18 protein-coding genes and 4 tRNA genes are annotated in these 20,397 nt (G+C 65.8%); 12 read left to right on the top strand and 10 right to left on the bottom strand.

Annotated elements, in window-relative coordinates:
* Positions 1-65: 65 nt before the first annotated feature.
* Together cobA and serS are read right to left on the bottom strand one after the other, a co-directional pair.
* On the bottom strand, positions 66-920 hold the full coding sequence (gene cobA, locus DOM66_RS11205) for a uroporphyrinogen-III C-methyltransferase (protein ID WP_232825215.1): 855 nt from the start codon (positions 918-920) through the stop codon (positions 66-68).
* 667 nt (positions 921-1,587) lie between these two features.
* Positions 1,588-2,865 (bottom strand): serine--tRNA ligase, encoded by a 1,278-nt coding sequence (gene serS, locus DOM66_RS11200; RefSeq protein WP_110690314.1) that lies wholly within the window; start codon positions 2,863-2,865, stop codon positions 1,588-1,590.
* 251 nt (positions 2,866-3,116) lie between these two features.
* Between serS and DOM66_RS11195 the strand changes: the two genes are divergently transcribed.
* Entirely contained in the window at positions 3,117-6,455 is a 3,339-nt protein-coding gene (locus DOM66_RS11195; RefSeq protein WP_110690312.1) for an FAD-binding and (Fe-S)-binding domain-containing protein, read from the top strand.
* A gap of 153 nt (positions 6,456-6,608) precedes the next feature.
* Entirely contained in the window at positions 6,609-8,408 is a 1,800-nt protein-coding gene (locus DOM66_RS11190) for a cation:proton antiporter (RefSeq protein WP_110690164.1), read from the top strand.
* Positions 8,409-8,516: 108 nt separating this feature from the next.
* Here DOM66_RS11190 and trpC read toward each other — a convergent pair whose 3' ends face one another.
* The 4 genes from trpC to DOM66_RS11170 form a co-directional block, all read right to left on the bottom strand.
* A complete protein-coding gene (gene trpC / locus DOM66_RS11185; RefSeq protein ID WP_110675524.1) occupies positions 8,517-9,329 on the bottom strand; it encodes an indole-3-glycerol phosphate synthase TrpC in 813 nt (270 codons plus the stop codon).
* Positions 9,330-9,394: 65 nt separating this feature from the next.
* Positions 9,395-10,414 carry an anthranilate phosphoribosyltransferase gene (gene trpD, locus DOM66_RS11180; RefSeq protein WP_110690163.1) on the bottom strand — a complete coding sequence of 340 codons (1,020 nt, stop codon included), beginning with the start codon at positions 10,412-10,414 and terminating at the stop codon, positions 9,395-9,397.
* Positions 10,401-11,012: an anthranilate synthase component II gene (locus DOM66_RS11175; RefSeq protein WP_188115181.1), complete on the bottom strand. Its 612-nt coding sequence runs from the start codon at positions 11,010-11,012 to the stop codon at positions 10,401-10,403. The genes trpD and DOM66_RS11175 overlap by 14 nt, the downstream gene beginning before the upstream one ends.
* A 280-nt stretch (positions 11,013-11,292) precedes the next feature.
* Entirely contained in the window at positions 11,293-11,664 is a 372-nt protein-coding gene (locus DOM66_RS11170) for a type II toxin-antitoxin system HicB family antitoxin (protein WP_110690161.1), read from the bottom strand.
* Positions 11,665-12,018: 354 nt separating this feature from the next.
* On the opposite strand from DOM66_RS11170, the gene DOM66_RS11165 reads away from it, so the two are divergent.
* Positions 12,019-12,216 carry a hypothetical protein gene (locus DOM66_RS11165; protein ID WP_110690160.1) on the top strand — a complete coding sequence of 66 codons (198 nt, stop codon included), beginning with the start codon at positions 12,019-12,021 and terminating at the stop codon, positions 12,214-12,216.
* 32 nt (positions 12,217-12,248) lie between these two features.
* Here the strand turns inward: DOM66_RS11165 and DOM66_RS11160 are convergent, their stop codons facing one another.
* Entirely contained in the window at positions 12,249-12,482 is a 234-nt protein-coding gene (locus DOM66_RS11160) for a hypothetical protein (RefSeq protein ID WP_110675519.1), read from the bottom strand.
* Positions 12,483-12,674: 192 nt separating this feature from the next.
* Here DOM66_RS11160 and DOM66_RS11155 point away from each other — a divergent pair, with 192 nt between their 5' ends.
* Positions 12,675-12,842, top strand: coding sequence for a hypothetical protein (locus DOM66_RS11155; RefSeq protein ID WP_157958838.1), 168 nt, complete (start codon positions 12,675-12,677; stop codon positions 12,840-12,842).
* A gap of 21 nt (positions 12,843-12,863) precedes the next feature.
* On the opposite strand, the gene DOM66_RS11150 is transcribed toward DOM66_RS11155, so the two are convergent.
* Together DOM66_RS11150 and DOM66_RS11145 are read right to left on the bottom strand one after the other, a co-directional pair.
* Positions 12,864-13,163: a DUF6482 family protein gene (locus DOM66_RS11150; RefSeq protein WP_157959039.1), complete on the bottom strand. Its 300-nt coding sequence runs from the start codon at positions 13,161-13,163 to the stop codon at positions 12,864-12,866.
* Between the two features lie 290 nt (positions 13,164-13,453).
* Positions 13,454-13,529 (bottom strand) — tRNA-Ala (locus tag DOM66_RS11145).
* A gap of 465 nt (positions 13,530-13,994) precedes the next feature.
* On the opposite strand from DOM66_RS11145, the gene DOM66_RS11140 reads away from it, so the two are divergent.
* The 7 genes from DOM66_RS11140 to DOM66_RS11110 all read left to right on the top strand — a co-directional run bounded on the left by DOM66_RS11140 (position 13,995) and on the right by DOM66_RS11110 (position 18,200).
* Positions 13,995-14,639, top strand: coding sequence for a response regulator (locus DOM66_RS11140; protein ID WP_110675516.1), 645 nt, complete (start codon positions 13,995-13,997; stop codon positions 14,637-14,639).
* Between the two features lie 53 nt (positions 14,640-14,692).
* A complete protein-coding gene (uvrC, locus tag DOM66_RS11135; protein ID WP_110690158.1) occupies positions 14,693-16,534 on the top strand; it encodes an excinuclease ABC subunit UvrC in 1,842 nt (613 codons plus the stop codon).
* Positions 16,535-16,595: 61 nt separating this feature from the next.
* Positions 16,596-17,144: a CDP-diacylglycerol--glycerol-3-phosphate 3-phosphatidyltransferase gene (gene pgsA / locus DOM66_RS11130; RefSeq protein WP_110690157.1), complete on the top strand. Its 549-nt coding sequence runs from the start codon at positions 16,596-16,598 to the stop codon at positions 17,142-17,144.
* Positions 17,145-17,206: 62 nt separating this feature from the next.
* A tRNA-Gly gene (locus DOM66_RS11125) sits at positions 17,207-17,281 on the top strand.
* A gap of 127 nt (positions 17,282-17,408) precedes the next feature.
* Positions 17,409-17,482: transfer RNA gene (locus DOM66_RS11120), tRNA-Cys, on the top strand.
* Positions 17,483-17,540: 58 nt separating this feature from the next.
* A tRNA-Leu gene (locus DOM66_RS11115) sits at positions 17,541-17,627 on the top strand.
* Between the two features lie 273 nt (positions 17,628-17,900).
* On the top strand, positions 17,901-18,200 hold the full coding sequence (locus tag DOM66_RS11110; protein ID WP_110690156.1) for a hypothetical protein: 300 nt from the start codon (positions 17,901-17,903) through the stop codon (positions 18,198-18,200).
* 207 nt (positions 18,201-18,407) lie between these two features.
* Here DOM66_RS11110 and DOM66_RS11105 read toward each other — a convergent pair whose 3' ends face one another.
* Positions 18,408-18,926, bottom strand: a complete 519-nt coding sequence (locus DOM66_RS11105; protein ID WP_110675512.1) for an SRPBCC family protein — start codon at positions 18,924-18,926, stop codon at positions 18,408-18,410.
* Positions 18,927-19,382: 456 nt separating this feature from the next.
* Here DOM66_RS11105 and dusA point away from each other — a divergent pair, with 456 nt between their 5' ends.
* Positions 19,383-20,396, top strand: coding sequence for a tRNA dihydrouridine(20/20a) synthase DusA (gene dusA / locus DOM66_RS11100; protein WP_110675511.1), 1,014 nt, complete (start codon positions 19,383-19,385; stop codon positions 20,394-20,396).
* The last annotated feature ends 1 nt before the right edge of the window (position 20,397 follow it).

Genomic DNA, 20,397 nt, shown 5'->3' with positions numbered 1-20,397 from the left:
TCGAAGCGCCGGGCAGTGGCGTCAACGCGCAGTGGCCGACGCCCCGCGCGGATCACGCCGATGCGTCAGGCGCTATCCGCCCGTGAGAGCGGCGTGGGGTGCTTGCCCTCGACCCAGCCCAGGGCGCCGCTGGCCGCAGGCTGGAACCAGGCGAGGCGCGAGGCTAGCGCGACCACGCTGCCGATCACGATCAGCGTCGGCGGCCGTGGGGTAGCGTCGGCGAGGCTTGCCGGCAGGGTCTCGAGGGTGCCCAGATGCACGCGCTGGCTGGCGGTGGTGCCCTGCTCGACCAGCGCCAGTGGCGTCTGAGCATCGAGACCGTGGGCGATCAGCTGGCGGCGGATCAGGTCGAGGGCGCCGAGGCCCATATAGAACACCAGCGTCTGGTCACCGCGGGCCAGCGCCGGCCAATCGAGGTCGCAACTGCCGTTCTTGAGATGCCCGGTGACGAAGCGCACCGACTGGGCGTGGTCGCGGTGGGTCAGCGGAATGCCGGCGTAGGCGGCACAGCCCGAGGCCGCCGTGATGCCGGGCACCACCTCGAAGTCGACTCCGGCCTCGGCCAACGTCTCGAGCTCCTCGCCGCCGCGGCCGAAGATGAACGGATCGCCGCCCTTGAGACGCACCACCTCGTGCCCCGCCCGCGCCCACTCGACCAACGCCTGATTGATCCCCTCCTGGGGCACGCTGTGCCGCGAGCGCGCCTTGCCCACGTAGAAGCGTCGCGCCTCGGGGTTGGCCAGCGCCAGAATCTCCTGGCTGACCAGGCGATCGTGGACGATCACGCTGGCGCTCTGCAGGCGCTTGAGCGCACGCAGGGTCAACAGCTCCGGATCACCCGGGCCGGCTCCCACCAGCGCCACTCGACCGCGGCGCCAGGGTGAGTCCGCCTCGCGCTCGGCGACGGCGTCGACATCGATGCGCGGCGGCAGACGCGCACTGGATAGCGCCGGCCAGCCACGCACATGGACCAGGGCCCCCGCCGCCCGTGCGACCTCCGCCAACTGGCGGTCCTGCTCGTGCTCCCCCGAGGCGATCAGCCACAGCTCCCCTGCCGCCGGCGCCGGCACCTGCACTGCGTGTGGCCAGCCCTGCTGCGCACACAGCGCGCCCAACGCCGGCATCGGCTCAGCCGCGTGCAGCGTCAGGCCCACGCCACTGCCCGCCACCTGGCGGGCGAGCGCAAGCGCCTCGCTGCCGCCGCCGATCAGGCGCAGCATCAGTTGCGAAGGGTCTAGCTGGAGCGTCAGAGAGGGCGTCACGAATCACCGTCGGGTCGAGTGGAGCCGGGCCAGGATGGCCGGGGTCGGCGCTGCTCCGTTTCAGCCGGCGCCGCAGCGCCTTAGAACCGGATACACCATTTGACCCCAATGCTTATAGCCAAATTCTAGGGGTGCCTCGAAGGATCCCGAAGGAACGCTTTCTTGTAGCGTTATAACCAACTTGCCGCGTTATCGCCGATGCCCCGGGTGAAAGACGACGGCCAGTCGCCGACCGCCGGCGCCGCCCTATCGAACCTACAGTTCCATGGACCTGAAGGCCGCCCCGGACCTGCCGGGGCGAGCGATCACCGGCGTTACAGCGCCATCACTCAGCGTTGATCTGTGCGATGCCGCCGAGGTAGGGACGAAGCACCTCGGGCACATCGATGCTGCCGTCGGCGTTCTGGTAGTTCTCCATCACCGCCAACAGGCAGCGACCCACCGCCAGCCCCGAGCCGTTGAGGGTGTGCACCAGCTGCGGCTTCTTCTGCTGCGGATGACGGAAGCGCGCCTGCATGCGCCGGGCCTGGAAGTCCTCGCAGTTGGAGACCGAGGAGATCTCACGGTAGGTCTCCTGGCTCGGCAGCCACACCTCGAGGTCGTAGGTCTTGGTCGCGCCAAAGCCCATGTCGCCGGCGCACAGGGTGACCACCCGATAGGGCAGCGCCAGCGCCTGCAGAATCGCCTCGGCGTGGCCGCGCATGGTCTCCAGCGCGTCGTAGCTGGTCTCGGGGTCGACCACCTGGACCATCTCGACCTTGTCGAACTGGTGCTGACGGATCATGCCGCGGGTATCCCGGCCATAGGCGCCCGCTTCGCTGCGGAAGCAAGGGGTATGGGCGGTGAGCTTGAGCGGCAGTTGGGTGTGGTCGAGAATCTCGTCACGCACGAAGTTGGTCAGCGGTACCTCGGCCGTCGGGATCAGGTGATAGCCGCTCTCCTCGAGGCGGAACAGATCCTCACCGAACTTGGGCAGCTGTCCGGTGCCCATCAGCGAGTCGGCGTTGACCATGTAGGGCACGTAGCACTCTTCGTAGCCGTGCTCGAGGGTCTGCTTGTCGAGCATGAACTGCGCAAGCGCCCGGTGCAGGCGAGCGATCGGACCACGCATCACGGCGAACCGCGACCCGGTCAGCTTGGTCGCCAGCTCGAAGTCGAGATAGCCGAAACGCGCGCCCAGATCGACGTGATCGCGCACCTCAAAATCGAAGGCGCGCGGCGCGCCCCAGCGATGCAGTTCGACATTGTCGTCTTCGTCGGCGCCTTCGGGTACGCTAGCGTGCGGCAGGTTGGGCAGCCCCGCGACCAGCGTATCCCACTCGCTCTGTACCTCGGCCAGCTGCACCTTGGCGCGGTCGAGTTCATCGCCGAGCTGGCCGACCTCGTCGAGCAGCGGCTGGATGTCCTCGCCCGCCGCCTTGGCCTTGCCGATCGCCTTGGAGCGCACGTTGCGCTCGTTCTGCAGCTGCTCGGTCGCGGTCTGCAGTTCGCGGCGCCGGGACTCGAGCGACTCGAGCGACGCGGTATCGAGCGTGAAGCCGCGCAGGGCCAGACGTTGAGCGACGAACTGCGGATCACTCCGCAACAGCTTGGGATCGAGCATGGTGGCGTTCCGTTGATTGACGTCTTCGAGGGTCAGCACGACACGCGTGGCTCCAGAGCCACCCGCCTCGCCTGAGCGATCGTTTATTGTAAGGAAAAGCCCCGACCGGCACCATGACTCCTCGCCGCCGCCGGCCAGCGCCGCCGCGAGGCCGGGTCGCCCGGGCATTGATGCGACTCACGCCCGCCGCGGCGCAAGTCCCCGACCAGAGCGCGCCGCCCGCCGGCCGCCGTGACAGCTTGATGACCATGATGATCGAACGCCTTGATCCGACCGGCGACGAGTCGGCCCTGAACGCGCACTACCGCCGCTTCCTCGATGACCTGCAGCAAGCCGGCTTCCGCGGCGAGATCGCGCCGGACCTGGCCGACCGCACCGTGCTGGCCACTGACAACTCGATCTACCAGCGCCTGCCGCAGGCGGTGCTCTACCCGCGTGACGCCGAGGATCTCGAGCGCATCGCACGGCTGATCGCCCGCGACGAGCACCGCAGTATCGTACTGGCCCCCCGCGGTGGCGGTACCGGCACCAACGGCCAGTCGCTGACCGACGGCCTGGTGGTGGATCTCTCCCGCCACATGAACCAGATTCTCGAGATCGACGTCGAACGACGCCGTGTGCGCGTCCAGGCCGGGGTGGTCAAGGATCAGCTCAACGCCGCACTCAAGCCCCACGGGCTGTTCTTCGCCCCGGAGCTCTCGACCTCCAACCGCGCCACCATCGGCGGCATGATCTCCACCGATGCCAGCGGCCAGGGCAGCTGCGAGTACGGCAAGACCCGCGACCACGTGCTCGAGCTCGACGCCGTGCTGCATGGCGGCGAGCGTCTGCACAGCCAGCCGCTGGGGGGAGAGGCGCTCGCCGCCGCCTGCGCCCGCGAAGACATGGTCGGTCGCGTCCACCGCGAAGCCCAGGCGGTGGCCAGCGAGCAGGCCGAGCTGATCGCGGCCAAGTTCCCGCCGCTCAACCGCTGCCTCACCGGTTACGACCTCGCCCACCTGATCGACGCCGAGGGGCGCTGCGATCTCAACAGCCTGCTGTGCGGCGCCGAGGGCTCGCTCGCCCTGCTCAACGAGGCGACCCTCAACGTGCTGCCTTTGCCCGCGCACTCGACCCTGGTCAACGTGCGCTACGCCGGCTTCATGGACGCCCTGCGCGACGCCAAGGCACTGATGAACGTCGCGCTGCCCGATCAGCCGCAGCCACTCCGGCCGACCTCGATCGAGACGGTCGACGACAAGGTACTGATGCTGGCGATGGACGACTTCGTCTGGGACAGCGTGGCCGAGTTCTTCCCCGCCGACGCCCAGGGCACGCCGATCCGAGGCATCAACCTGGTCGAGTTCAATGACGACGACCCCGAGCGCCTGGCCGAGCGCGTGCAGGCCTTCATCGATCATCTTGGCGCGGATACCAGCGTCGAGCGCCTCGGCTATACCCTGGCCGAGGGCCGGGCCCAGATCGCCCGGGTCTATGCCATGCGCAAGCGGGCGGTGGGCCTGCTCGGTAACGCCAAGGGTGAGCGCCGCCCGATTCCCTTCGTCGAGGACACCGCGGTGCCACCGGAGCGACTCGCCGACTATATCGCCGAGTTCCGCGCCCTGCTCGACGCCCACGGCCTCGACTACGGCATGTTCGGTCACGTCGACGCCGGCGTGCTCCACGTGCGTCCGGCGATCGACATGAAGGACCCGGCCCAGGCACGCCTGATCCGCGAACTCTCCGACGCCGTGACCGCGCTGACCCAACGCTATGGTGGCCTGCTCTGGGGCGAGCACGGCAAGGGCGTGCGCTCGGAGTACTCGCCACGCTTCTTCGGTGAGCTCTATCCGGCGCTGCAACGGATCAAGGCCGCCTTCGATCCGTACAACCAGTTCAACCCGGGCAAGATCGCTACGCCGCTGTCTACCCGGCCCGAAGACGCCGGAAACGCAAATCCGTCTGGCATCCGGCCCGAAGACGCCGGAAACGCAAGCCCGTCTGGCATCCGGCCCGAAGACGCCGGAAACGCGAGCCCGTCTGTCATCCGGCCCGAAGACGTCGACAACGCGATCCCGACCACCACCCTGGCAGACGAAGGCAGCGGGGACGGCGTCATCAGGCAGCAGACGGTGATCGAGGTCGATCCCTATCTGCTGACGGTGGATGGCGTGCCCACCCGCGGCGAACAGGACCGCCAGATCGACGAGCGCGTGTGGCAGGAGAACGCCAGCGCGGTCTACTGCAACGGCAATGGCGCCTGTTACAACTACGACCCCGCAGACGCCATGTGCCCGTCGTGGAAGGCGACCCGCGACCGCGTGCACTCGCCCAAGGGGCGCGCCAGCCTGATGCGCGAGTGGCTCAGGCGCCAGGGCAATGCCGGAGTCGACGTAGTCGCGCTCTCCCGGCGTACCCGCCAGGAAGGCACCCTGGCGTGGCTGCGCGACCAGCCCGGCAAGCTCGGTCGGGCGCTGGCTCGGCGCCGTGGCGAGACGGATTTCTCGCACCAGGTGTATGACGCCATGGCCGGCTGCCTCGCTTGCAAGTCGTGCGCCGGCCAGTGCCCGATCAAGGTCGACGTACCCGATTTCCGCGCGCGCTTTCTGGAGAACTACCACAGCCGCTATGGACGGCCGCTGCGCGACTACGTGATCGGCGGTCTCGAATTCGTGGTGCCCCATCTGCCTCGGGTGGCACCGCTCTACAACGCGCTGCTCGACAATCGGCTGATCGACCGCCTGCTGGCCAGGACGCTGGGCATGGTCGACAGCCCGCGACTCTCGCGCACCCATCTCAAGAAGGTGCTGCGCGCCTGGGGCGTGGTCGAGGCCACGCCCACCAGCCTGGCCCAGCTGATGCCGGAGGAGCGTGCGCGCAGCGTGGTGCTGGTGCAGGACGCCTTCACCAGTCACTTCGAGTCGCGGCTGGTGCTCGATATCATCGAGCTGCTCACGCGGCTCGGCCTGCGCGTCTTCGTCGCCCCTTTCCAGCCCAACGGCAAGCCGCTGCACGTACAGGGCTTCATCGGCCGCTTCCAGCGGGTGGCGGCCAAGCAGGCAGCACGACTCGAGACCCTGGCCGCGTTCGGCGTGCCGCTGGTCGGTATCGACCCGGCGATGACCCTGACCTACCGCCAGGAGTACGTGAAACTGCTGGGCCCGGCAGCGGTGCCCGAGGTGCTGTTGCTGCAGGAGTGGCTGCTTGCCCGCGGCCCAGCGCTGCTGCCGGCGCGCTGGGAGGGGCGCACGGCCGACGCCGCCGATCCTGGCTACCGGCTGCTCTCGCACTGCACCGAGAAGACCAACGCCCCGGGTAGCCCCAAGGCGTGGCAGCAGCTCTTCGCCCACTTCGGGCTGGCCCTCGAGAACGTGGCCAGCGGCTGCTGCGGCATGTCCGGCACCTATGGCCACGAGGCGCGCAATCGCGCCACCTCGGAGGCGATCTACGACCTCTCCTGGCGCGCGCCGGTGGAAGACACCGACGCCGGCCCGCTACTGGCCACCGGCTACTCCTGCCGCAGCCAGGCCAAGCGTCTCTCGGATCGCCAGTTGCTGCACCCACTCCAGGCACTGCTGCAGGTCGCCCGCCGCCGCGACGAGACGACCTGAGCCGCGCCCGGGCGCACCGCGCGCAACGGCGCCAAATGACCTATGCTCTGCGACCCGCACACAGCGGTGTCGCAGGCATTGCATCGGCGCGCCGGCGCCGCTAGTCTGCGCGCCTTTCGAATCGCCACTGGAATCGCCCCGGAGAGCCTGGCCATGGAAAACGCTGCCCTTGCCCTGACCGGCATCGGTCTGCTGGCACTGATCTGTCAGTGGCTGGCATGGCAGTTGCGCCTGCCGGCCATCCTGCCGCTGCTGCTCGCCGGCGTGCTCGTCGGCCCCATCACCGGCTGGCTGGAGCCGGACGCCATCCTGGGCGATCTCTTGTTTCCGCTGGTCTCGCTGGCGGTGGCAGTGATCCTGTTCGAGGGCAGCCTGACGCTCGACTTCCGCGAACTGCGTGGTCATGGCCGCACGGTCAGCCGGCTGGTCACCTGGGGCGCGCTGATCACCGCGCTGATCGGCATCGCCGCCGCGCACCTGGTGCTGGGGCTGTCGTGGGAGATGGCCAGCGTGCTCGGCGCGCTGCTGGTGGTCACCGGCCCCACCGTGGTGCTGCCGCTGCTGCACACCCTGCGCGCGCGCGAGCATGTCAGCCAGATCCTGCGCTGGGAGGGCATCCTGATCGATCCGATCGGCGCCATCGGCGCGGTGCTGGTCTACGAATTCGTGGCGCTGGGGATCTCCAACGGCGCCGCCACCCATACCCTGATCAGCTTCGCCCAGACCGCAGTGATCGGCTTCGGCCTGGGTATCGCCGGGGGCTTCCTGTGGGGCAGCGTGCTGCGCCACCACTGGCTGCCCCAGCGCCTGCACAGCTTCGGCACGCTGATGATCATGCTCGCCCTGTTCACCCTTTCCAACCTGCTGTTCCACGAGTCGGGGCTGCTCACGGTGACGGTGATGGGCGTGTGGATGGCCAACATGCGCGGGGTGCCGACGCAGCCGATCCTGGAGTTCAAGGAGACGCTGTCGATCCTGCTGATCTCGGGGCTGTTCATCCTGCTCGCGGCGCGCCTGAGCCTGGCACAGCTGGGCCTGCTCTCATGGGAAGCCTGGGCCTTCCTCGCCATTCTGGTGTGGATCGCGCGGCCGCTGGCAGTGTGGCTATGCACCCTGGGCAGCTCGCTCAACTGGCGCGAGAAGGCGCTGCTGGCGTGGCTCTCGCCGCGCGGCATCGTCGCCGCCGCGGTGGCCTCGCTGTTCGCCATCCGCCTGGAGGCACTGGAGGTGCCGGGGGCCGAGCTGCTGGTGCCGGTCACCTTCCTGGTGATCATCAGTACGGTGGTGGTGCAAAGTCTCTTCTCGCGCCCGCTGGCGCGCCTGCTGCGGGTCAGCGAACCGACGCCGTCGGGCTTTCTGCTCATCGGCGCCAATCCGGTTGCGCGCGCCTTCGGCCAGGTGCTGCAGGATGCCGGCTTCGTGGTGCGCCTGTGTGACCACAACTGGGATGCGGTGCAGGAAGCGCGCATGGCCAACCTGCCCACCTACTACGGCAATCCGCTGTCGGAGCACGCCGCGCAGCATCTCGAGCTCACCGGCATCGGCCATCTGTTGCCGCTGTCGCCCTACCGCGAGCTGAACAACCTCGCCGCGCTGCACTTCGAGCACATCCTGGGGCACGGCAAGGTGTTCCGCCTGGCGGTGGAGTCCAGCCGCAGCGCCAAGCGTCACCACCAGCAGGCACTCGCCCACCTGCCGCTGCTGTTCGACGGCAATACCAGCTTCACCCGGCTGTCGAGCCTGATCGGCCAGGGCGCGGTATTGCGCCAGGCCAAGATCAGCGAGAACTTCGACATCGAGGACTATCGGCGCATCCATCAGGACCGCCTGCTGACCCTGTTCACCCTCTCCGCCAACGGCCGCATTCGCACCGCGACCGCGGGCAAACCGCTGATGCCCAAGGCGGGAGACACCCTGATCAGCCTGATCTTTCCCGACTCGCCGGAGTTCTGAGCCGGCGCCGACAGCCGCACTTCCCTGCCCCCTGAACGACGAACACCGCCTCGGAGGCGGTGTTCGTGATCAGGGCTGGGCCGGTTGCGCTACGCGGGCAGAGCTGGCTCAGAAGAACAGACGGCGCAGCGCGCTGCCCGGCTCGGCTTCGCGCATGAACGCCTCACCGACCAGGAAAGCATTGACGTCGTACTCACGCATGCGTTCGACATCGTCACGGGTATGGATGCCCGACTCGGTGACCACGGTCACGCCCGCCGGTATCCGCTTGAGCAGGTCGAAGGTGGTATCCAGCGAGGTGGCGAAGGTGTGCAGGTCACGGTTGTTGATGCCCACCAGCGGCAGATCGAGCGCCAGCGCGCGCTCCAGCTCGAAGATATCGTGGACCTCGACCAGCACATCCATGCCCAGTTCCCGCGCCTGGCGATAGAGATCCTTGAGCTGGACGTCATCCAGCGCCGCCACGATCAGCAGGATGCAGTCGGCACCGATGCCGCGCGCCTCGGCGATCTGGTAGCCGTCGATGATGAAATCCTTGCGGATCACCGGCAGCTCGCAGGCCTCGCGCGCAGCGACCAGATAGGCCTCATCGCCCTGAAAGTAGTCGGCGTCGGTGAGCACCGAAAGACAGCTGGCGCCAGCAGCGGCGTAGTCGGCGGCGATCTCCGCGGGGCGAAAGTCCTCACGGATCACGCCCTTGGAGGGCGACGCCTTCTTGATCTCGGCGATCACCGCAGGGTCGCCGCCCTCGATGCAGCGCTCGAGGGCGGCGACGAAGCCCCGCGGCGCGCTCTGCGCCTGGGCGCGCTGCAACCACGCCTGCTCGCTGGTGCGCGGACGACGCTCGCTGATCTCCTCGCGCTTGCGCGCCAGAATCTTGGCCAGAATGGTCGGCAACGCCTTGTCCTGTGCTTCACTCATGCGCGGGGCTCTCGGTGTCGGGATGAATGGATATCGGAGTGAATGGATGTCGAGGTAGAACGCAGTCAGTCGGCAAAGACCCGCGTAAAGTCAGCCAGCTCCTTGAGCTTCTCCAGCGGCAGCTTGGAGGCCTGGGCATCCTGCGCCATCAGCACCCCCTCCTGCAGCGAATCGGAGACGCCAGACGCGTACAGCGCAGCGCCGGCATTCAACGCCACGATATCCCCGGCCGCCCCCTTGCCGACCAGCGCCTCCTTGACCAGTTTGAGGCTATCCTCGGCGGTTACCACCTTCAATGGTGCCAGCGCCTGCCGCTCGATACCCAGCGACTCAGGGGTCAGCGTGTACTCACGAATCTCGCCATCGCGCAGCTCCGCCACCCGGGTCGGGGCCGCCAGCGAGATCTCGTCGAGACCATCCTCGGCGTGCACCACCAGCACGTGGCGGCTGCCGAGCTTGCGCAGCGACTCCGCCACCAGCGGCACCAGATGCGGCGCATAGACGCCGAGCAGCTGGTTGGGCGCGCTGGCGGGGTTGGTCAGCGGCCCCAGGATATTGAACACCGTGCGCACGCCCATCTCGCGACGCGGGCCGATGGCGTGGCGCATCGCCTGGTGGTGGCGCGGTGCGAACATGAAGCCGACGCCGACCTGTTCGATACAGCGTGCAATGGTGGCGGCATCCAGGTCGAGATAGATGCCAGCGACGTCGAACAGATCGGCGCTGCCCGCCGACGACGAGACACCGCGGTTGCCGTGCTTGGCCACGTGACCGCCGGCGGCGGCGACGACGAAGCTGGATGCCGTGGAGACGTTGAACAGGTTGGCACCGTCGCCCCCGGTACCAACGATATCGACCACGTTGTCACACTCGAGCGCCACCGGCTGCATCAGCTCGCGCATCACCTGCGCCGCCGCGGTGATCTCCTCGGCGGTCTCGCCCTTCATCGCCAACGCAATCAGAAAACCGGCGATCTGGGCATCGGTGGCTTCCCCGGTCATGATCGTCTGCATGATCGCGTGGGTGTCATCGTAGCTCAGGTTGTCGTGGCGCAGCAGCGCACCGATCGCCTCACGCATTTGCATGTGTCTCTCCCCGCGGTTGCGACGCGGTCTGGCGCTTGAGGAAATTGTCCAGCAGCTCGTGGCCCTGGCGCGAGAGGATCGATTCGGGGTGGAACTGCACACCCTCGATGTCCAGGGTGCGGTGCCTGAGCCCCATGATCAGCCCCGGGGTGACGTCGCTCTCGTCAGTGTAGGCGGTCACTTCCAGGCATTCGGGCAGGGTCGCGGCATCCACCACCAGGGAGTGGTAGCGCGTCACCTCCAGCGGGTCCTCGAGACCGGCGAACACGCCCAGGCCAGCATGACGGATACGCGATGTCTTGCCGTGCATCACCTGAGGCGCCCGGATCACGTGGCCGCCGTAGACCTGACCGATCGCCTGGTGCCCCAGGCAGACGCCGAGAATCGGGATGCGTCCGGCGAAGTGGCGAATGGCAGCCATCGAAATCCCCGCCTCGTTGGGCGTACAGGGACCGGGCGAGACGACCAGGTGCGAAGGCGCATGGCGTTCGAGCCCGGCCAGGTCGATCTCGTCGTTGCGCAGGGTGACGACATCGGCCCCCAGTTCGCCCAGGTACTGGACGATATTGAAGGTGAAGCTATCGTAGTTATCGATCATGAGGACTGGCACGGCAATAAGCTCCTGATATTCATACGTGATCGAGTCATGGCTGTGGTTCCTTGCCCAACCGAACCGGGGTCGGTCCGGGTCTCTGCCAGCCTCACGGAGCCATCTCTCAGACGAAAAAATGCCGCCCCGTGGGGCGGCATCTCGTACAGACGTCGGCGGGCCGCCCTTGGATCAAAGGCGCCACCACCACTGGGTCGGTCTGTACGTCGTCATATTCATCATGGCGTCAGTCTGCGTTTGGCGGCGGGGGCTGTCAAGCGGGCCGGGCTCAAACATCGAGCAGCCACTCGTCACCCTCGATGACATCGACATCGAACAGCGTCTCGATGTCGGGAAAGATCACTTCGACGGCCGCCTGCCCCGCCTTGAGCGGCCCCAGACGCACGCACAGAAATTGCCACAGCACCAGACCATGAGCCTGCAGGTAACACCCGGCGCGGGGCTGTTCGGGAATCGCCAGGCCCTGTTTCAGGCGTGCGGCCAGATGCGGCACGATCGCCTCGGCGAGCCGCGCCCCGGCGTCGAGGTCACTGTCACCCACCACACGAAGCCCCGGCAGCGCCGGTACAAAAGCCTCCCAAAGCGCATCGCCGGCCCGGGGACAAATCGCAACATCGAAGATACGCTCGGTCATCGGCATCTATTCTCTCGTCTCACACTCGCCACCGTTCACCCTCTTGCCCGGTTCCCCCTCGACTGCCGCCACCGATCGCACGGAGAGTGCCGATCAGGGGCTGCGACACCACCGCCGCAGAGCATTGTGGCCGCGGGCATCCCAGGATCGAATAGCACGGCCCGCCAGTGACATTCGTGGCCATGAGTGACGCGCAGTGAAGGCGACAGCCTCATCAAACTTAGTGTAGGGTCTGCGGGTTCATGGAAGGTATCTCGTCATCGACCGTCATAACGCTTGTCACGAGCGATCGCGTGGATAGTGCCAACGATCGTGGAGAGCTGCATGAAATTGACCGATCGGGGAAAGGAGACTCCCCTAATGAAGCGACGCGAGCAGAGAGTGCTGCGCGCCGATAGCCTGAACGCCCTGTCGCGCCAATCGGGTATTCCGCTGAGCACCCTCAAGACGCGCGTCAGAACCTTGATGGCCCGGGGCATCGCCCGCGAGCGCGCCATCGAAATTGCACTGAGCCGGCCTGTCGGCCCCCAGGGCAGACCCAGGAGCCATGGCCGCTGATCCGCGGCCGAACAGGTCACGACGACTCGGGGTCACCGCTCGGATTTCCCGTGCTCGTCGTGGCGACTGGAGAGCTCACGCTCGATCGTCTCGTCGATGGCATGGCTGACGTAGGCCTCTTCACGCTCCAGCAGTTCCTGCGCCGTGGGCGAATGTGCGTCGCGCTTGGCATCGCACTGCGGGCACCGCTCGACACCCTCGGCATGGGCCGGCGCGTCGGTCTGGTCGTGGCCACAGCTCGGGCACTTGGTAGTCTCTGCACACATGATCGACTCCTCATTTTTCGGTGACATCATGTCAAGTTTAGCGGCCTTGCGTCACACCTGCGTAACCCGAATTGACTACCGATGGTCGGGGTATCTCCACCGCCCCATTATCGACTAGGCTGCGGGTGAGGCGGCCCCAATGGGTGCAGTGCCTCGCCGAACAGCACGGAGTAGCACGCAATGACACGTTTTGTGGCCAGACCCCTAACCCCCTCCAACGATGGCGACGGTGCTGAGTGGATCGTGGTGGACACCGCGCCCACCCGGGAAGGCGATGGCGCCCCCGGTATCATCAGCCATCACGCGGGTCAGGAGGCCGCACGCAAATTGGCGGAGAAGCTCAACCAGCGCCAGCACTGACCTCCCCCATTCGGGCTCGCTTCAGCTCGCATCCAGCCGCGTCTTGTGCGACGTGGCGTAGATCTGCGAGCCGACGATCGTGCTGCCAGGCGGCTGCGTCACCAGAAACAGCGGCACCTCGGCACCACCCACCCGCGGCAGGTACTGCCGCGCATGCCCCAGCGAACTCAGGCGCACGGGCTGCCCATTCTCCTCTTCGAGTACCTCGGCAGACCCCTCCATGACCACACGATAGGAGAATGTCTGCGGATCGAGCGACTCCACCTGCAGCTCGGCCACACGACCTTCACCAAGAAGTTGTACAAGTTCCGCGTATCGCATGCCGCCTCCCTGGCAAGATGCCCGCTAAATCCCTAGTGTGCATGCGGCACAAAAGCTATACACGCCACATAAAAGCTGTACACCCTAAGAATACTTGTACAAACAGTTCGCCTACGCCATGCGACCTTGGTCGCTGATCGTGAGCGCCTGGCCAGGCGAGGCGGACAGCGCGCATCAGCAACGCCAACGGCCTCGCGCCGTCATGCGATCCGGTCCGGGTTCGACGATTTTCGGCATGAAAAAAGCCGCCGGCGCAAAGTGCGCCAAGCGGCTTTTTCCAAGATAAAGATTGGTGGAGCCTAGCGGGATCGAACCGCTGACCTCAACACTGCCAGTGTTGCGCTCTCCCAGCTGAGCTAAGGCCCCATACCGTGTTCGCCAAGGAACGCGGCGTAATTTACGGATGAATGCGAAGGCTGTCAACGACTTTTGTCGATTCCACACCAAATCGGCCAGTGCTCATGCCGCTCCCCTTCCAGAGTGGGCCAAGACGCCGGCGTCGGCACCTCTTCTTCCTCTCCTGCCTTCTGATACTCCTTCCCTACTGCCTTCTGATACTCCCCCTTCACCGGCTGGCTTTCCATAAACCACTTTCCGTCGTGCGCTTTCACCACCAGGCCCCGACAGCACCCCGCCGTTGTGCTCCCCGCGGGATTTGCCGGTGGCAAGATTCTTGTCAACTCGGCGAATCGGGTCTGTTAACATGCGGGCGCAACAGGCGCGGGGGCGCGATCGACCAGGGGTCGACGACGCGACCGCTGCGGATACACCGGCAGCACCCATGCGGTCGCTGATCCGGCCGACACGTGAGGGCAGAGGGCAGGAGTCATCTTGATCAAGGTATTGCTAGCCGATGATCATCATCTGGTTCGCACCAGTATCGCCCGCGTACTGGACGAAGAGTCCGACATCGAGATCGTCGCCGAGGTCGATAGCGGCGAAGCAGCGCTGAGCGCCTGCCGTACCCGGCTACCCGACATCGCGCTGATGGATATTCGCATGCCCGGCATGGGCGGGCTCGAGGCGATTCTCAAACTCCTCCGCGAACAGCCCCAGGTGAGCATCGTGGTGCTGACCGGCCAGGTCGAGGAGACCACTGCACAGCGTCTGATCGATGCCGGCGTGGCCGGATTCATCAGCAAGGGCACGCCGCTCGACCAGATGATCGAAGCGGTCAGACGGGTCGCTGCAGGCGAGCGTTTCATCAGTCCCGATATCGCCCAGCGCGTGGTGCTGGCTCGTCGCGAAGGCGAAGGCAATCCGTTCGATCAGCTCTCCCACCGCGAGCTGCAGATCGCACTGATGATCATCAACTGCCAGCGCGTCAGCCTGATCTCCCAGCAGCTCGGGCTCAGCTCCAAGACGGTCAATACCTACCGCTACCGCATCTTCGACAAGCTCAAGGTGCAATCCGACGTCGAACTCACCCACCTGGGCCTCAAGCACGGCCTGGTCGACGGCTTCGACACGCATTGATGCACCGCGGCCCGGGTCGCGGCGCCCCGGCGGGTTTTTGATATACTCCCGGCATGAGTGATAGCCCCAGCGATTCCCCGGCACCCTTCGATGCCAAGCACTTTCTCAAATCCGTCTCCGAGTCGCCCGGCGTGTACCGCATGCTCGACGCCCAGGCCAACGTGCTCTACGTCGGCAAGGCGAAGCGTCTCAAGGCGCGCCTGGCCAGCTACTTCCGCGGTGCGCTGAACACCAAGACCCAGGCGCTGGTGGCACGCATCCAGGACGTTCAGGTGACCATCACCCGCAGCGAGACGGAAGCGCTACTGCTCGAGCAGACGCTGATCAAGGAGCTGCGGCCGCCCTACAACATCCTGCTGCGCGACGACAAATCCTACCCCTACGTCTTCGTCACCGACCGCCACCCCTATCCGGCACTGGAGTTCAAGCGCGCCCGCCAGAAGCGAGCCGACGGACGCTATCTGGGCCCCTACCCCAGCGCAACCGCCGTGCGCGAGAGCCTGTCGCTGATGCAGAAGATCTTCCGCATTCGCAACTGCGAGGACAGCGTCTTCGCCCATCGCCAGCGCCCCTGCCTGCAGTATCAGATCAAGCGCTGCAGCGCGCCCTGCGTCGACTTCATCAGCCAGGCGGACTACCAGCGCGACATCGAACACGCGGTGATGTGTCTCGAGGGGCGCAGCGAGCAGGTCACTCAGCAGTTGACCGACGCCATGGAGCAGGCGAGCCAGAGCCTGGATTTCGAGGAGGCCGCGCGGCTGCGCGATCAGATCCAGCAGCTGCGGCGGCTGCAGCAGAAGCAGTTCGTCGACAATGCCGACGGCGATGCCGATGTCTTCGCCCTGGCCCAGCAGCCGGGCGGGCTCTGCATCAGTGTGCTGGCGATCCGCCAGGGCCGCATGCTCGGCGCGCGCCATCACCAGCCCCAGAACGGTCTCGACCTGGGCACCGAAGATCTCATGAGCGAGTTCGTCAGCCAGTTCTATCTGGGGCAGTCGAAAGAGATTCCGCAGGAGGTCATCACCTCCCATGCGCTGACCGACAGCGAGCTGGTGCAGAGTGCCCTGAGCGAGCGCGCCGGACGCCGCGTACGCGTCACCGCCCATGTCCGCGGCCATCGTGCCCAGTGGCAGCGCCTGGCGCTGACCAACGCCGAGCAGCATCTGGCGACGCAGTTGGCCAACCGCAGCCAGCTCAGCCGGCGCTTCGAGTCACTGCGCGAGGCGCTGTCGCTGGATAGCCCGCCGGCCCGGCTGGAGTGCTTCGATATCAGTCACAGCCATGGCGAGGCCACGGTCGCCTCCTGCGTGGTGTTCGACGGGGACGGCCCGGTCAAGTCGGACTATCGCCGCTTCAACATCGAGGGTGTGGCCGCGGGCGACGACTACGCCGCCATGCGCCAGGCGCTCACCCGGCGCTTCAAGCGACTGCAGAAAGGCGAAGGCAAGCTGCCGGACATCCTGATCGTCGACGGTGGCAAGGGCCAGCTCAACATGGCGCGGGAAGTGATCGCCGAGCTCGACGTCATCGGCGTCAGCCTGATCGGGGTGGCCAAGGGCACCACCCGCAAGGCCGGGCTGGAGACCCTGTTCATCGAGACTGTCGACCGCACTCTCGATCTCGACACCAGCTCGCCGGCGCTGCACCTGCTCCAGCATATCCGTGACGAAGCCCACCGCTTCGCCATCACCGGGCACCGCCAACGCCGTGACAAGCAGCGCCGCACCTCGTCGCTGCAGGACATTCCCGGTGTCGGGCCCAAACGCCGCCGCGAGCTGCTACGCTTCTTCGGCGGTCTGCAGGGCGTCCGCAAGGCCACCCGCGACGATCTGGCACGCGTGCCGGGGATCAATGAACAGATGGCGACGACCATTCACCAGGCTCTACATGGATGAGCGTTGCCGAGCGGCGTAAACTGCCCCCACCTTTACCTCAAGCAAGGATGCTAGCGGCTCGATGAACATCCCCAACATGCTCACTCTGGCAAGAATCGTGTTCATACCGCTGCTGGTGGTGCTGTTCTACCTGCCCTACAGCTGGAGCCTGCCGGTGACTGCCGGCCTGTTCGGGCTGGCTGCGATCACCGACTGGCTGGATGGCTACCTGGCCCGGCGCTGGGACCAGAGCACACCGTTCGGCGCCTTCCTCGATCCGGTCGCCGACAAGGTGATGGTCGGCGTCGCCCTGGCCCTGTTGATCGAGCGCTACGAAGTCTTCTGGCTGACGCTGCCGGCCCTGGTCATCATCGGTCGCGAGATCGTCATCTCGGCGCTGCGCGAGTGGATGGCCGAGATCGGCCAGCGCAAGCGCGTGGCGGTCTCCTGGATCGGCAAGTCCAAGACCACACTGCAGATGATCGCGCTGGTGCTGCTGCTCGGCTTCCCCCCCGGTACCCATATCGCCGCCCTCGGCGTGGTACTGCTCTACGCCGCCGCCGTGCTCACACTGTGGTCGATGATGCAGTATCTGCGTGCGGCCTGGCCCGAGCTGACGCGCTCGATGTGAACAAAAAATCCATAAGCGTTTGACAGTTACGGACTTATCCTTATAATACGTCGGCGAGTTGAGCGGGAATAGCTCAGTGGTAGAGCATCGCCTTGCCAAGGCGAGGGTCGGGAGTTCGAATCTCCTTTCCCGCTCCATAACTCGTAGAGTTGTCAGCAGGATCGAGGATCGAGGGTCGTGAGCCGGAACGCCGGTCCGATCGATCTCCTTTCCCGTGCCATGACTCGATTTTTCGGAACAGATGAATCACTTCCGAATCTGTAAGGCTGGATGGCAGAGTGGTTATGCAGCGGACTGCAACTCCGTGTACGCCGGTTCGATTCCGACTCCAGCCTCCACTTCCCGAGCTTCAGACCCCTTCGGTTTGTTGACCTCCTGTATCTCCCTACGTCGTCGGCCCGGATGGCGAAATTGGTAGACGCAAGGGACTTAAAATCCCTCGGTGGCAACACCGTGCCGGTTCGATCCCGGCTCCGGGCACCATAATCCCCAGTCTGCCCACCCCCTTCCCGAAGCACGGCCTCTTGACCGCATAGTCCAACCCTTGTCGCAGGACGCACGGCACCTCACCCGTCCGGGTGACCGACTCTCTAACCTTTTCCCTCTAGCCTTTACCCCTCCAGCTTTCATCGTCCAGGTGCAGGCGCCAAAACGTGAACCTTTGTCAACTCTCCTCACAAACGGCAATACTCGCGGTATAATCCGAGGTATACTTAGAAAATCAGCGAGCCACCCAAGGACGCGGGGGAGTACAACATGAACACAGAAGAATACCTGACCGAGCTCGAGGCGCTGCAGGCCACACTCGCCGAAGAGCGGCTGGCACATCAACGCACCAAGCGGATACTGGAGACACGCCTCTCGGCCTCCAACGCCCTGCTCGGTGAAGCACTCGACAGACAAGACACTGCCGAGGCCCGACTGTCGGCGCTGATGGCAGAGAACCGGACGCTCAAACGCCGTCTCAAGCTGGACCACACGTTAGCCGCAGTCATGCCCTGGTCGACACACCGGCAGCATGCGGGCAGTGCCTCGATGCCACTTTTCTTCTGCTGAACCCCCAAAGTCAACCCGGCGGGGCAGCGGCTGGAGAAAAGGAACGAACCAGAGCAGGCATGAAGCATTCGGCCTAGGGCAAGCCGATATCGGCTAAAGAACCAACAGACGCCTCCGCAGCCGCGGAGGCGTCTTTCAGAGGTATAGCTGAAGACCGATCAGCCGGCCAGTTGCCGGGCACGGACACGCCGCCGTGCCAGCCGACCCTCATCGCTGGGTGGCCGCACTCGCGGTCGCCACCAGCCCATCCAGCCACTCCTGATGCCCATTGATCATCGGATTGGGAACCTGGCGCGCCAAGTCCTTCGCCGGCTCCCCATTCTGGGTCTCTTGGGTGAGAATTCTGACGCGATTCGCCGAGAGATCCTCGATCAGCCAGGCATGGTGGACATCCATACGGTCCGAGGCACCCTCCTCACCACTCCAGCCATGCCAAGCAATTCTGGCCGGCTGCCCCGGGATCGGCGGCACACACTCGAGGCAGCGCCCCTCGATGGGAAACCCGAAAGTCGTGAAGAAGAATCGCACGCCCGCATCCAGCGCCGGGCCCGCATCCTCGTAGATCTTCACATCGGCCGCGTTGCTGTAGTACGTGGGCCACCGCGATGGCATCACCAGCAGCGGCCAGATGTCCGCCGCGGACACCCCCTCGACGATGACTTCATTGGAACAGAAATTGTCGGTGAACCCGGGGACGAAACCCTCGGGCCAGATGATGTCGCTCATGATGAACTCCCTGGTCATCGTGCCGCGCGAATCGGCATGTCGTGGGTGAATGTCGGTAGTGAGGCCATGGAGCATCGGCCCCATCGATCAACCACCTCCAGCCTACAAGTCACCCCATCCGCTCGCGTTGCTCGATACTGCCGAGGTCATGCTGAAAACACGCCTCCTGCGTCGGCGCACTCCGGCTGGCCAATTCCGGAGTGCCCCTTTGCCTGCTCAGGCCATGCTGGGGGAGCACCTTGGTCGAGAAAGTCTTGCTCTGTGAAGGGTGGCCCGTCTTCCGTACAATGGCGTGCCACGCCGCTGAAATGACGCCATGGTGTACCACCTCGCTCGCTCGAAGGGAGATCAAGGGCACCGGGTACCAATACGGTACAGTGAGCCCAGTTATCGGCGGAATTCCATGGCATCAGATAGTGTATATTTAAACAGCAGTGCGTAACGCAAGTGACTGATATGCCGACTCAAAGCCCAGCAGACCAAGCTCGTCGTTTTTCTGTGGCGCCCATGATGGATTGGACCACGCGCGACTATCGCGCCTTCGCGCGCTGCCTGACCCGGCGCACGCTGCTCTACACCGAGATGGTCACTACCGGGGCGCTGCTCCACGGTTCGCCGCGCGAGCGCTTTCTGGGTTACAGCGAGTGCGAGCATCCGCTGGCGCTACAGCTCGGCGGCAGCGATCCCGGCGAGCTGGCGGCGTGTGCCGAGATTGCCCAGGACTGGGGCTACGATGAGGTTAATCTCAATGTCGGCTGCCCCAGCGATCGGGTGCAGAACAACCTGATCGGCGCCTGTCTGATGGGCCACCCCGATAAGGTGGCGCGCGCTGTGGCCGCCATGCGCGCAGTGGTCTCGATTCCGGTGACGGTGAAGTGTCGTATCGGCATCGACGAGCAGGACGAGGATGCCGATCTGGAGCGCTTCGTCGAGCAGGTGGCGGCGGCGGGCTGCGAGACCTTCGTGATCCACGCCCGCAAGGCCTGGCTCCAGGGTCTCTCGCCCAAGGAGAACCGCGATGTCCCGCCGCTCAACTATGCCCGGGTGCATCGTCTCAAGGCGCAGCATCCGGAGCTGCACATCGGGATCAACGGCGGCATCAAGAGCCTGGAGAGCTGCCATGCTCACCTCGCCGAGGGGGTCGACAGCGTGATGATCGGCCGCGAGGCGTACCAGAATCCGTGGCTGCTGGCGGCGGTCGACCAGGCGCTCTATCAGAGCCCCGGGCCAGCCGCCAGCCGTCACGCGGCGGCGCGCGCCTTCCGCCCCTACATCATCGAACGCCTGGCCGAGGGGGCGCGACTCAACCACGTCACGCGCCATCTGCTGGGGCTGTTCCAGGGCTGCCCTGGCGGGCGGCGCTTCCGCCGCCACCTCTCCGAGCACGCCCATCGCGACGGCGCCGGCATCGCGGTCTACGACGACGCCCTGGGTCTGGTCGACGAGGGCCGTCTGGCCGAAAGCGCCTGAG

It is taken from the genome of Salinicola endophyticus (genome assembly GCF_003206575.1).
Taxonomy (GTDB): domain Bacteria; phylum Pseudomonadota; class Gammaproteobacteria; order Pseudomonadales; family Halomonadaceae; genus Salinicola; species Salinicola endophyticus.
Note: the sequence above shows the minus strand (reverse complement) of the source record. Positions and strands in the feature narration are given on the sequence as shown.